This window comes from Dictyobacter aurantiacus, assembly GCF_003967515.1.
In the GTDB taxonomy this organism is placed as follows: domain Bacteria; phylum Chloroflexota; class Ktedonobacteria; order Ktedonobacterales; family Ktedonobacteraceae; genus Dictyobacter; species Dictyobacter aurantiacus.
This window is the reverse complement of the sequence record NZ_BIFQ01000001.1, coordinates 838887-852214: the sequence shown is the minus strand read 5'-3', so window position 1 is coordinate 852214 and position 13328 is coordinate 838887. Positions and strand designations below refer to the sequence as shown.

The window sequence follows — 13328 nt, the reverse complement described above, 5'->3', positions numbered from 1 at the left end:
ATAGACCACCGCGCCATTTTTATGCACAGTAGAAATAGTACTACATTACCCACTTCACATCGATAATGTCCTCTCGCCGCCGCCATATCGATCCCATAATGGATGTGATATTCCCTTCACGTTTAAAGAGCCATATTTTTACTATACCCTTCTTCTCTAGTACTATTACCCCTAAAATAATTTAAAGCGGTTAATTTTTCTCAATACCATATTAGTACTTTAATATGGGTACTTGCATTCTCTGATAGTAGAGATCTTTTACGTATGTTATGCTTCTTAAAAGTCACGCGATGGTGACCTGGTGCAGCCTGGCACAGAGGCCAGTGGACAACGTTCATGGCATCAGTGAATATGGCAAGGATGACTGGAAAACAGGCTGTCAGACTATGTTTAACATTTCTGCTCTCAATGACAGAAAGTAATAGTTCTTCAGGTAAAGAAAGGATTAAGAATCATGAAACCAGGTTTGAATATGCCAACGCGCAACCACTCGCGCCGTTCCGCCTTGAAAGGCGCCTTTGTTGGAGTAACAGGACTGGCCGTTGCTGGTGGTGCAGTTGGAGCAGGCGTACTATTTACCGAGCAGCCCAGCCAGGGTGCGCATGCCGCTGCTCCTAATCAGGCGACACCGGTAGCCAATAATCAGGCCATTACAGCCATCCTGAACATTGCAGCAACGGCCGAAACCCTGGCTGTGACTTTCTATTCACTGGTCCTTTCCCATGCTGATAAATTAGGACTGAAGGAGGCCACGCGTATCAATCTCAAAGCCACCCTGGTCGAGGAACAGCTCCATCTCCTATTTTTGAACAAGCAGGGAGCAAAGTCCGCGGCTAAGAACTTCAGCTTCCCCTTCGGTCGCGACACCTTTAAAAATCTTGAGCTCTTCCTCAAGACGCAGCAGCAGTTGGAATCGGCTTTCGTGGCTGCATACCTGGCTGCGGTAAAAGAGCTGGCGATGTTGGGGCGGCCAGACCTGGCGCAGGTAGCCGCGCAGCTGGCCGCGATTGAGTCTGAGCATCGCGTAGTAGGGCGGCTCATCGGAGCCATGCTGCCGATCGATAACGAGGCATTCCCACCATTGTTGCTCAAGAATGTTGCCGCCGCGCCCGCGTTCCTCAAGGGGGCGGGATACCTTTCGCCTCGCAAAGACAACACCTTTGAATTCCACGCCGTCTCCACTACGGGAGCGGGTGTAACCATGACGATGCCTACCGTAGTGCCGTCGACAACGACCACCACACCACCAATTACCAACGCTACCCCGGCAGCGCACCTGAAGTTTTAGCGGTTGACGACAAGAGATCATGAAGTGAAGGCGGCTTGTCAGGTTATAAGCCGCGCAAGTTACTGAAGAGGTTAAAAAGCATATGTTGACGAAACCACGCGATCCGGCAAAAATGTTAAGAAGTTCTGCGAGCATGCGCAAGCAGAAACGTTTTTCGCCTTTGATGCTCATCGGAGCCGCAGTTACAGCGATTGTCATGCTTATTGGCGTCAGTGTATTTGTTATCATACCGCGCCTGGCGTCACACGCGGCCGCAGCGGTTAATATGAACTGTACATTGATAATTCCTGCTAACCCGTTAACGGCACAGGGACTGGCAACCCCCTATCAGCTCGTCGCTACCAATCCGGCTCAGGGCGCCTGTCATGAAGCCAACGTCAATCAGGCCGCCTTTGTGCAGGCGGTGATCCTGGATCCGCAGACCGGGCAGATGTCTGCCTATGAGCCAGTGGTTGTCGACCAGGGGACGCAGCCAGCTGTAGCGCCGGTCGCGCCTCAGCTACCGGCCGGGGCGGTCGTGGGCATCTGGTTTGGTGATAACGGAACCGTTTTGACACTGCAGAACAATGCTAAGGCGGCCGCCCAGAACAACAATGCCGCGACCCAGAATACGAACGCAGCCGCCCAGCAGGCGAATGCCAATGCTGCCCAGAATCAGCAGCAGACCCAGGCCCAGGCCCAGAATGTCGCCCAACAGGGACAGATGCAGGTGGCCGGACCTGGTATGAATACGGGTAACTGTGTGAATGGTCTCGCCAACTCACCCTTTGGGCAGTTCGGCTATTGTAACGCGGTCAACTTCTTTCAGACGGCGAATCAGCTGATCGCCGCAGGAAAGATCACGATTCCAGCGCTGGGTATGGCCAAAGATGGCATGACCTGTCCTTCGACCCGCGATTTCGGTATCGTTGATATGGACCAGAGCGACAATGTGCAGACTCAGTATCTTGCTACGGCCAATGGCCAGATTGCCCAGTTAAATGCTGCCAACCAGGCCAAACTGCAAGGCGCAACCACTCTGGGTAATCCCAGCGATAACGCGCTGGTCTCCAAGATCCTTGACCCGGCCCTTGGCTGTACACCGTTTACCATTCCTGACCAGGTAAATCCAGGTACTCCGACGGCTACCCTGCCCACTGACGAGTTGCAGGCCGCCGCTCAGCAGCAACCTCCTGTTGCGCTAATCCCTTCCATGGATGACTTCGTGCTCGCCAATGGTCAAACCAACCTGAATAAGATCAATGCTTATCGGGCGGGCGTCGATCAGAATCCCGCCGCGACCCTTAACGATGCCAGCACAACCACTTACTGCCAGAATATCGTCAATGTTGCGCTGCCACGCTTGAATCTGGATATGCAGAACTTCCAGAATGTGCCATCGCCTGATGGTGGCGCCATGGCTAATAGCCTGTTCACCTTCCTGGCTAACCGCCTGAATACGACACTGGGTGCGGGTGGACTCAATTGCGTTGGTGCATTGAACATTCAGAATCCTGTCGCGCTCACCACGAATGGTAATGGCGTGGTAACGGCTGCTACCATCACCGTCAAACCGCTCCCGGCTAACGGAAATGGTAATACCGGTAATGGAAACGGCAACACAGGCGCTGGTGGTGTTCAGCAGATCGCAACCGGTGGAGCAACCATCAATTTAGACACGGCCGCTGGTAATGCGCCTGTCGCATTGAATATTACCTATCCAAACCATCCCAATCAGTTAATTAACGTGAATGTCGCGACCAACAGCTGCACAGGTACGCCTATCTTTACGCAGCAGGAAAACACCAATGGCAACAGCCAGAACATGGCTAACACGGTGATCAACAATTTACAGGGGATACAGGCTATCCCCAATAACTGGTTTTTTACTGTAACCGATCCGGCCCAGAACAACATGGTGGTTGGCTGTGGCTCGGTGACCGCCAATGGCACCACCGGAACGGCGACACTGGGAACAGTAGCCACCGCCTGCACTCCAGCTAATCCAGCGGCGGGCGCGACGCCAGTAGCGGGAACAACTCCTGTGGCAGGCACGACTCCTGCCGCTATGTCAACCGCGGCTACCTGTGCCCCGGTTACAAATTCGGGTAACCAGAACACGAATGGTGGTCAGGGTACCCAGACGCACCACAAAAAGCATCATTATTAGCTTTCATCTCTAGCTCGCGTAGTGTGGAGGCAAATCTCCACCAGAGCTTGATCGCCTGGTTTACCATGAGCCAGGCGATCATTTTATAGTATCAGAACACCTGACAGATAGCCATTAATGAAAATTCTGTGTTTCTTTCACTTTCTTGACGGCTCCGAAAGAACTGCGTATACTACATTTCTAGTTGCTTTAACATGTTACTTAAAATGCTCAATATATAGAAATAAGCTTTTCTGATACATGAAGATGTAAACAACGCCGCTGAAAGAGGTGTTTTTAATGCGACAATCCTTTGGCGAATATCTTCGCCTGTTGCGCCGTCAGCAAGGCCTCACTCAGAGTGAGTTAGGGGCTGACCAGTTTTCCAAATCGTATGTCAGCGCAGTTGAGCGCAATAGTATTATTCCGTCGCACAGTGCTTTGTTACACTTTGCAGAAAAATTGGAGCAAGCGCCAGAGGATTTTGAGAGGCACTTACAGGACGCGGAGACGAAAAATCAATACTTCCCACAACCTGTTTCCCCTGTGCAGCAGGAAGAAGATGATCAAGAAATTATCTCTCTACTGGATATGGTCCTTAAAGGTCAGCAGAAGATCCCTTTTTCGCTTCCCACGCAATTGAGAAGTTCTTCTCTTTTCTCATCTTCACAAGGATTGACCTGGCAGGAGCGGCAGGCCAGGCTCCTTTTCTTAAATGGCCTTGTTCTACAAGAGGATGGTGAATTTGCCAGGGCGCGCGCGCCACTGGAGCAAGCGCTGGCGTTAGCTACCTCCGACTACCATCCTTTTATCAGCAATGTTCTGGGAAACAATTATGCCCGCGAGTATGACTATATCAGCGCACTGCGCTATCACCAGCGTGCCCTGACCTTGCTGAAAGAGCATAACCCTGCCAATGAGGATTTACTGCAACAGGTGGCATATCGTTGTGGTGATGATTGCCGGGCTCTGAGCTACCATGTTAAAGCCTGCCTCTATTTTGAGGAAGCAAATCGGTATCTGCAGTCCACCAGTAATCTCGCCAGTGCTGGTAAGCTCTATCTTGGATGGGGTTATTGTATCTATGCGGCTTTACCTCAAGCTTCTCCCCATCGATTGGAGGCCGAGAAAGACTTATCGACCGCTGAGATCGAGCAGGGTTTCCATCAGGCAGTAACCTATCTATCTCAGAGCTGTAGCTTGTATCAGATCAGCAGCGATATAGTGGGTGAGATGCATGCTCGCCTGATGCAGACGATGATCCTGATCGACTGGGGCTACTGGAATGCTTCCGTCTTTGCGGGTATCCTTCTTAGCAATGAACATAGTGTTGGCTCGTCCATTCCCTCGCGGCCGCTTGATGATGCATATGAGCAATGCCGCAAGATTTTTCTGAAATTGATGGAGCGCTACGAAGCGAAAGCCGAATTTCCTGCCGATATGCGTCAGACCGCTACCACCGCTCTGGCTTATCTTATACATGTCACGGCATGGCGTGCTATGCTTGCTCGCTTGAATAAACACAGCAGTATTGCGGATAAAGAGAGACGGCTGGCCGTCTGTATGTGTGAGTGGGTATTGTGCTTCCTCAATGATCCCGATGTTGCCTGGGATGTCATTCGGTGTTGCGCGCACATATCCGACAATGACGTGCAAGACTGTAACCGGTCATTTGATCTGGCACAGACCTTTGAGCATATAAAGGACTCCCTGACCGATGATACAGCTACATTAGCGGATATATGTTTTGCCTTTGGCATCCTGGCCGAAGAAATCGCCCTGGCTGAAGTAGACGGGAAGAGCAGTGATCAGCTCAAACGTTTCGACCTGGCGGATCATTGTTTCCACGTGGCTCTCACTACCGCCTCGCGTATAGTACCCAACCAGGATCTGGACGCCAGTTACTTACTGCGGCTTTATCTGCGTTATGCTACTATCCTTGAACAACGCATGCATAGCGTACAGAATAACCAGGCAATAGCGACGCAGGCCTTGCTCATGGTGAAAAAAGCCTTTGCCAGCTTCCCAGGTGTGTTTATGTCTTCTCTTCTTGAGGCTATTGCTCAGTAAGCGCGGGATGAAAGAACTGCTGCGTTTTTTAGGCCTGCATGGGATAGTCGCTGCCCCGCGATCTACTCATCAATAATCCCGTCTTTCATCAATTCCTGACGCAGTATTTTTCTTGCACGACAGAAATAGGTCTTTGCCGTTTGTTCCGGCATATCGAGTGCTTTGCCGATTTGTGAAAATGTCATATTGGAGGTGCAGCGCAAGATAACCACATTGCGAGCTTTTAATGAGAGCGCCTTGAGCGCCCTGCGTATTGAAGTTTGTATATCATGCCGTTCACATATCTCTTCAATGCTTGAGTGGGGATCTTCAATATCCAGAAGCCCTTCCGTGTGCGCCTCCTCATCCATGATGATCAGGGTAGAAAAAGTCTGCGTCATGCGCCGGCGTTTACTACGGATTTCGTCTATGCAGAAGTTATGGGCGACTTGAAAGAGCCATGGCTTGAAGGGTTTATCTAGATTCATCTGCGGAAGAAACGTATAGAAGCGCGTAAATACATTTTGCAATATATCGGCTGATAGCTCTGCATCCTGCAAAACATGATAAATATAGTTGTATAGTGGGCCACTATAATATTTCACAAAATGCGCAAATGCCTCCTGATCGCCGGAAAGCACTTGCAGCGCGAGCAGGCTTTCGTGCGAAGGGATTTCCCGTGCTGTTTCTCTACCTATAGGTGATTGCTGCTGAATCATAATATCTTTCGTCCTCTTACTATCATCACAGAAAACACAGTACATGTGTTTTTTAACCTTATGATGTGTAGCGTAACTTATTTTTCTATGGAATTCCATGGAAAATCTGCATTTCAGATAAATTTTAAGGGAAATCTAATGAAATAAGAAAACTATAAGGGACTCTCCTCTTTTTGCACCAAATACAAACTGCTGTTGTACCAGGTATATTCTGCCCCATGCTTATCACTCAACTATTAGCCCATTTGGGCTACGTTTATTTGTGTATCAATATGTATCAATCTGATCCATGTTATGCTTGTTCACAACAGTAAGCAAGCAGAGTATAAACTGTTTGTTTCAAGATGAAGCCGGCATCTGTAGAGTGCTTACTGTGAGGGCGATAGCAGCCATTCAACATATGTGAGTGACTGATATAGCGACTTTAAGCTTTGAGTTCTCCGAGCCATACTGACTTAGGATGGTTACACGGGCGAGGAGGAGTATCACTAGTATGTACAAGAGGTTATCATGTTTCAATTACGTCAGGACAACCGATTGACGATGAAAACTCCCCCAAACACCTACGATACCGTTAGACAGAGCGCTTATTCAGCTCAATATGAAGGGAACGGGCAACTTTCTGTTCGCTTCCTTCTACTTGCGCTGGTTACGATCGTATTGCTGAGCTCTACTTTTCTCTACTCCAGACTAAGCAGTAGGGTGCCTACCAATTCTAATTTTCAGCACATGGCTGGCCCAGGAGGTTTTAGAGGTGGTGGTCCAGGAGGCCCAGGGGGTCCAGGAGGCCCAGGGGGTCCAGGAGGCCCAGGGGGTCCAGGAGGTCCAGGAGGTCCAGGAGGTCCAGGAGGTCCAGGTGCCAGTAGTGCTCCTATCGCCGGTTATTTAACACCGCAGGATCTCTGGAAGCAATATAATTTACCCGGTGCAAATGGTGGTGCAGGCCAACTGGTGGCCGTTGTTATTGACGGCGGCCTTCCGACCATTGAATCTGACCTGGCTGCATATAGCACAAAATTTGGTCTACCACAGTGTACCGTTGCCAGTGGCTGTCTGACCATCAAATATCAGGGCGGCCAGACCATCTCTCCGGGAGCGGACCAGGCTGAGGGTACCCTGGACATTGAGACGATCCACGCTGTGGCGCCAAAGGCAAAGCTGTTGCTTTACAACGTGCAGAAGAGCAGCAACGCCCTGGCGACAGGACCATCGGAGATCATCAAAACTCCCGGCCTTAAGGCTATCAACATGAGCTATGGTTTTGATCGCAACACTGCCTCGCAGTTTGCGTCGCTGTATGCGAACAATCCTAACCATGTTGCGCTCATCGCTGCCAGTGGTGATAATGGTCACGTACCAGGTTCCTTTCCCGCCAGCTATCCAGGGGTGATCGCTGTTGGTGGTACTGTCCTTAACCATGGCGTCGAGACCGCCTGGAGCGGTTCTGGTGGTGGTTCAACGACCTATGCAGAGCCTGCTGGTCAGAAAGCCTATGGCGTTCCCCAGGCCAACGGTAAGCGCGCGGTACCTGATGTGGCCGCGGTCTCCGGAACACATATGTCCATCTTCTATCAGGGCCGCTGGAACGGCATGGTTGGTACCAGCGTAGCTGCCCCAATCTGGACCGGTATCGCCGCTCTGGTGAACAAGCAGCTCACGCCAGATCTGATCTATAGCGTAGCCAAGCAGCATCCAGATGCCTTCCGCGACATTACCAGCGGTAGCAATGGTAGCTGTGGCTTCCAGTGTACAGCCCAACCCGGTTATGACTATATCACTGGTCTGGGCACGCCCAAAAACTTCGTTAAAGACGTCAATGCTATGCCCTAGCATAGCGTTCGACAATAAACGGGGATGGGTGGCTCGATGCCACCCATCCCCGTTTATTGTCGAGTGTGTCTGATTCCCGTCACCATGGTGGTACGTGAGCGCCCCCGCATACGCGTCCGCTACGCAGCCGCGCTGGTTTTGTGTGTTGGTGCATCGGGTGCGCATCCGCGCACCCGATGCACCAACACACAACGGACTCGTGAGCACCGGAGGTGCGAAAATTCAGGAGTGCCGCAGGCGATGATCATGAGTGTAAGACACGTTCTTATGGGTCAGCTGTGTTATGAGCATTGCAGGTGTGAAATCTCGTACAGGCCGCAGGCAATGGTCATGAGAGTCTAATGCTCTTTGTGGTCAGGATTCGGAAATTGGAAAACCATTAGCCCGCAGGCGTTGCATGAGCCCGGGACGGCGTAATTGTAAATATGGCAGCAACCATTTGCGGAAGCGTTGCTGAAATTCGTCGCTCTGGTCGAAGTATCTGGCGGCTTCTCGCAGGTCTCTTAATATCCTGACTGCTTCGTCGTAACGCGCAGCATTTTTACTCTGTGCCGCCTGGTCTACCTGAAGCCAGTAATCGCTCTGGTGTTCCTGAATGTTTCGTAAGCGTTGATGGCGTTCTCGCTCCAGTTTCTCGCGTTTCGCTCGCTCATGCCTGGCCCTGATCTCCTTGCTCTCGGCAAGGAGGGTAGCGTAAGGGATCTCCGCATTTGCGCTGGTTGACCCTTGTGTGTCGGGCTGCCCCAACGTGCGTAGCTCTTCGGTCAGACGTAGATGCAGTCCGGGCTCGTTGTGAGCCAGGCGCAGCAGGTAGTCTTTCTGGCGTTCCTGGGGCAGTAAGTCAATCCAGGCCGCGAAATCATCGCTGGCTCCTGTCTTGCTTACATCCCTGCTGTGCACTGCGGCAGCTGCCAGTATCTCTAGGGGTACCTGTAGCAGGTTCGCCAGGGTCGTTTGCGCCGCGGTCAACTTCTTAAAGTTGGGGGGCACTTCAGCCGCCTTACGTGGTTCCTGTTGATCTGGCTCCTCCTGTTGGTTAGAATTATCCTCCTTCTCATCCTCCTCATCCCACTCATCCTCCTCATCCCACTCGTCTTCCTCGCTATCATCATAGCTGTCTTCATCGAGCAATGGCTGGCTGGCTAACCAGCCGATATAGAGAGATCGCAAATCACCGTTTATGAGTTCTTCGCGGATAGAAATGAGACCGGCCAGGTCGTATTCTATCCATTCATCCGGGGCTTCTAGCTCCTCGAAGTTGAAATGCAGAATATCGTAATCCTCGTGCCGTGTGAATGTGACATTTTTACCACAACGGTAGTCGTGCAACAGATCATCGGGTAAGACGCCGTGGGGAAAGCGCAGGGCGAACCTGGGCGATCCCCAGTTTGCCCAATAGAGAAAACCATCGAAGTATTTATGCAAAACTTTGATGGGATTATGCTTGAAATCTCCCCAGTTATACTCAATAAAGGCGGAGGTAGAGTTGGCCTCAATATGGCTGGAAAGGTTCTCGACCTCATCCAGCTGCGCTCTTGTCAGAGGCTGGTCAATGGTCATGAATTCGTAACGCTGATATTCGCTCATTCAGACGGTCCCCTATTCTATAAAAAGCTCAATAATCAAACATTGGGGGATGTTGTGCCAATAGTAGCATAGTGTGGTTAGGAAGAGAATAGCAGTGGGGAGCCTGGTAGCGAATTTGTTCGTGTATGCGTATTCACAATAAGTGAACGTTTTATATCTTCATCGGGCCTGGTTTTTTTTGATGGCGTTTGATTGAAATACGTGAGGTGGTATATGATCTGGATCGGGACTTCGGGTTGGGTCTATCCGCATTGGATGGAGCGTTTCTATCCCAAAAAGCTGCCTGAGCGCGCTCAGCTGGCCTACTATGCTCAGCGTTTTCCGACCGTCGAGTTCAATCGGAGTTTCTATCGGCTACCAACGCGTGAGCAATTCGCCGCCTTATACCAGCAGACCGAGGATCATCCAGATTTTGTATTTGCCGTCAAAGGGAGCCGCTACCTGACGCATATGAAGAAGCTCAACGATCCCGCGGAGGGTATTCAGCGTCTCATTACCGCCGCGGAAGGATTGCAGGAGCGCCTGGGACCTTTTCTCTATCAATTGCCCCCACGCTGGCATGTAAACCTGGAGCGATTGGCGGACTTCGTGCGGCAATTGCCCTCTCATCATCGGGCAGCTTTTGAGTTCCGTGATCCCAGCTGGTTGCAGTCGGAGCATTTTCCTCGCCTGGCACAGATTCTCCATGACGCCGGGTTTGCGCTGGTGCAGAGCGTTGGCGGCTCTCTTCCTACTCCCCTTGATCTGCCTGTTGTTGGTCCATTTACCTATGTCCGTTTCCATCATGGGGCCCATGGGATTGGACTTAGCGAAGAAGAATTAACGTTTTGGGCCCGGCGCTTAAAAGATGCGTCAAAGCAGGGGCGCGATGTTTATGCCTATTTCAATAATGATCCAGATGCTTATGCTATCTACAACGCCCTGCGCCTGCGTGAACTGGTTGGATCACAGGCCGTCCAGCCTGGCTGAACACCATTGCGTGTCATGCCTGGTGAGGTACCAGAGATAAGCGAAAAAGCGGATAGGCAGTATTATGCCCCTGTCACCATTTCCATGATGGTTGCGTAAGGATATAAAAAGTCCTATTTGGCTGGTATAAAAGTGGTATATGCGGAGATTGCGATATTTCTCTGGTATACTTATGGCTGGAGAGTATAAAAACCAGGGAATCTGGTAAACGCAACATCAGGCATAGAGCATCTTTATCATCATATTTGCCTCCTTATTAGCTCAATTGCCATGCGTTTCTCTACCCAGATTGCTTACTAGAACTTATTATATCAATCGAAACTTTTTTCTGTACACCATAGTTTTTCTTAGAATAAGAACTTCTATTAAGCTAGAAAGACAGAGTAATATGGCAACCGGAATGCGCCCCGGGAACACCCCGAAGCCAGAAGAAGAAGAAGAAGAAAAGAATACACTTCCAATGGTTCCGCAGACTGAAGGGACATCTTCCCCTCAACGCCGACCCATGAAGCTCCCCGCTTATAGCCAGGCTGCCGTTGCCCAGCGCCTGGGCGAAGCACCAGAGCCGCCAACTCCAGGAGTTATGTATGAGGCTTCACACAAGCGTGTACATGAAGCTGGCTGGCATACCAAGCGCTATTTTAAGCGTAAATCGTTACGTGGTACCAATACACAGGTGGAAACCAGGGCGCGCAATACGACGCGCACCATGCTTTCGGTCATCGTTAGCGGGCTCTCTGTTCTGCTGGTGGTCGTGATCATTTTTGTTTCCTACGTGAGCTTCTCCAATGCCGTTAATAAGCAGTATCATGGCAGCATCTTAACCCTGCAAGACATGTTACCCAAAGACAACTTAAAAGTATATGACTCGCAGAACAACCTGCTTTTTCAGCGAGCTGATGATGGTGTCCAGACAACGCTACCGCTAAACAAGATTTCGAAGAATCTGGTGAATGCTGAAGTTGCGATCGAAGATCAGAATTTCTGGAAAAATAGCGGTTTTGACATTACCGGTATTGTGCGAGCAGCCATTGCTGACCTGACCGCTCATGGGGTAGTGGCTGGTGGTAGTACGATAACGCAACAATTGGTGAAGAACACGATCGTCGGTAACAAAGATACAGCCCTGCGTAAATTGCAGGAGGTTATTCTGGCGCCCGAAGTAACGCGGCATTATACCAAAGAACAAATTATGGGGATGTATCTCAATACTATCTATTATGGCAATATGGTCTATGGGGCCGAAGCGGCGGCCACCCGCTACTTTGGCTTGAAAGATACACCCACGCAGACAGCGGCACAGCAACTGGATATCGCGCAGGCTGCAACCCTGGCCGGCATCCCCAGTAATCCAGAACTGCGCAATCCCATCGCCTATCCGCGCAATAGCTATAGTCGCACCCTGCAGGTATTGCAGCAGATGTATGTTCAAGGCTATATAACCGGGCAGCAAAAGGCTGATGCTATTAAGGAGCTACAGAAACTAGGCTTTATTAAGCGTACAGGTCTGCCACCCGAACAGGCCTCAACCTATGTTAACTATGTGCTCAGCGAGCTGACCAACGATCTGCATGTCAAGCCCGCGGACCTGCCACGATCTGGACTGGTGGTGAAGACGGCTCTGGATTTGAAGCTGCAGAACTATGCGCAGGCCAGCGCCAAATTGCATGTGCAGCAGATGACGGCCCACCATATCACCAATGCCGCCGTGGTGGTAATGGACCAGCATACAGGGGCGGTCAGTGCCATCGTTGGCAACATCGATCCCAATGATCCCAAATATGGTTCCTTTAACGTGGCTACACAGGGCTATCGCCAGCCCGGTTCCTCTTTTAAGCCATACGTCTATGCGACGGCGTTTGAGCAGGGAACGGCTAGCCCTGGCAGCAAGGTATTGGATGCTCCGCTTACCGTGCCGATGTGCTGTGGTCTGCCTCCTTATCAGCCACATAACTATAGTATGACCTATGGTGGCTGGATGCCGTATCGGCTCGCATTGGACAACTCGTTAAATATTCCGGCCATTAAGATCGAGCAGACCGCTGGCATTGACGCTTCCTTAAAGACGGCCGAAAACATGATGAATATTAGCGATGGGAGCCAATCTAAGGCTGCTAATGTCTTCTATGGCACCCCCAACATCACTATGGTGCTGGGCGCCCTCAGCTTACGCTTGATTGACAATACACAGGGATATGCCACTTTTGCTAATGGTGGGGTGCGCGTCCCTTACCACGCCATCACCGAGATAACTGATCAGAATGGCAAAACCGTTTTCAAGCCAGATACAACCGGCAAGCGTGTCCTGAGTCCGGCCGCCGCCTTCATGATCACGAACGTGCTCTCGGATAATCCTTCTCGTAACCTCGAGTTTGGACCGTGTAGCTCGCTCTACCTCTATACCAGCAGTACCTCGCAGTGTTACGCCGGTAATCCGGGCAAGGTTATTCCGGCTGCCGCTAAGACCGGCACCTCTAACTCGTTTGTCGATAACTGGACCATGGGGTATACTGCCCGCTATACCGTAGGTGTGTGGGCTGGTAATAATGACAACTCTCAAATGGTCAATGTGACTGGTGTTGACGGAGCCGGACCAATCTGGCATGATGTTCAGCTCTACTTGAACCAGAACAAGCCAATCATTAAATTCCCGGGACCGCCCTCGACCGTTGTCAAACAGAATGGTGACTGGGTGCTAAAGCGATAGGGTCGCTTCTCTCCTTGGCTACAGGGGCACAGGCGAAGAAGAGGTAGCGCA

The 13328-nt window shown here is 50.9% G+C and carries 9 protein-coding genes; 7 read left to right on the top strand and 2 right to left on the bottom strand.

What is annotated here, in order from left to right; all coding sequences use genetic code 11:
- The first annotated feature begins 454 nt into the window (after positions 1-454).
- The 3 genes from KTT_RS03380 to KTT_RS03370 all read left to right on the top strand — a co-directional run bounded on the left by KTT_RS03380 (position 455) and on the right by KTT_RS03370 (position 5486).
- A complete protein-coding gene (locus tag KTT_RS03380; protein ID WP_126594649.1) occupies positions 455-1288 on the top strand; it encodes a ferritin-like domain-containing protein in 834 nt (277 codons plus the stop codon).
- 133 nt (positions 1289-1421) lie between these two features.
- On the top strand, positions 1422-3437 hold the full coding sequence (locus tag KTT_RS03375) for a hypothetical protein (RefSeq protein ID WP_126594648.1): 2016 nt from the start codon (positions 1422-1424) through the stop codon (positions 3435-3437).
- 279 nt (positions 3438-3716) lie between these two features.
- The gene (locus tag KTT_RS03370; protein WP_126594647.1) at positions 3717-5486 is read left to right on the top strand and encodes a helix-turn-helix transcriptional regulator; all 1770 of its coding nucleotides are present in this window, start codon (positions 3717-3719) and stop codon (positions 5484-5486) included.
- Between the two features lie 62 nt (positions 5487-5548).
- On the opposite strand, the gene KTT_RS03365 is transcribed toward KTT_RS03370, so the two are convergent.
- Positions 5549-6184, bottom strand: coding sequence for an RNA polymerase sigma factor (locus tag KTT_RS03365; RefSeq protein WP_160145609.1), 636 nt, complete (start codon positions 6182-6184; stop codon positions 5549-5551).
- Positions 6185-6938: 754 nt separating this feature from the next.
- Here KTT_RS03365 and KTT_RS37355 point away from each other — a divergent pair.
- Complete coding sequence (locus KTT_RS37355; protein WP_268904492.1) at positions 6939-7073, top strand: hypothetical protein; 135 nt, start codon at positions 6939-6941, stop codon at positions 7071-7073.
- A gap of 62 nt (positions 7074-7135) precedes the next feature.
- Complete coding sequence (locus KTT_RS03360) at positions 7136-8014, top strand: S53 family peptidase (RefSeq protein WP_160145608.1); 879 nt, start codon at positions 7136-7138, stop codon at positions 8012-8014.
- 354 nt (positions 8015-8368) lie between these two features.
- On the opposite strand, the gene KTT_RS03355 is transcribed toward KTT_RS03360, so the two are convergent.
- On the bottom strand, positions 8369-9601 hold the full coding sequence (locus KTT_RS03355) for a hypothetical protein (protein WP_126594644.1): 1233 nt from the start codon (positions 9599-9601) through the stop codon (positions 8369-8371).
- 213 nt (positions 9602-9814) lie between these two features.
- Here KTT_RS03355 and KTT_RS03350 point away from each other — a divergent pair, with 213 nt between their 5' ends.
- Both KTT_RS03350 and KTT_RS03345 read left to right on the top strand, forming a co-directional pair.
- A complete protein-coding gene (locus KTT_RS03350) occupies positions 9815-10570 on the top strand; it encodes a DUF72 domain-containing protein (protein WP_126594643.1) in 756 nt (251 codons plus the stop codon).
- A 388-nt stretch (positions 10571-10958) separates the two neighbouring features.
- A complete protein-coding gene (locus KTT_RS03345; RefSeq protein WP_126594642.1) occupies positions 10959-13277 on the top strand; it encodes a transglycosylase domain-containing protein in 2319 nt (772 codons plus the stop codon).
- Positions 13278-13328 lie beyond the last annotated feature (51 nt).

Coding starts and splice junctions, on each gene's coding strand:
- KTT_RS03380 (WP_126594649.1), top strand. CDS start 455: ATGAAACCAGGTTTGAATATGCCAACGCGCAACCACTCGCGCCGTTCC.
- KTT_RS03375 (WP_126594648.1), top strand. CDS start 1,422: ATGCGCAAGCAGAAACGTTTTTCGCCTTTGATGCTCATCGGAGCCGCA.
- KTT_RS03370 (WP_126594647.1), top strand. CDS start 3,717: ATGCGACAATCCTTTGGCGAATATCTTCGCCTGTTGCGCCGTCAGCAA.
- KTT_RS03365 (WP_160145609.1), bottom strand. CDS start 6,184: ATGATTCAGCAGCAATCACCTATAGGTAGAGAAACAGCACGGGAAATC.
- KTT_RS03355 (WP_126594644.1), bottom strand. CDS start 9,601: ATGAGCGAATATCAGCGTTACGAATTCATGACCATTGACCAGCCTCTG.
- KTT_RS03350 (WP_126594643.1), top strand. CDS start 9,815: ATGATCTGGATCGGGACTTCGGGTTGGGTCTATCCGCATTGGATGGAG.
- KTT_RS03345 (WP_126594642.1), top strand. CDS start 10,959: ATGGCAACCGGAATGCGCCCCGGGAACACCCCGAAGCCAGAAGAAGAA.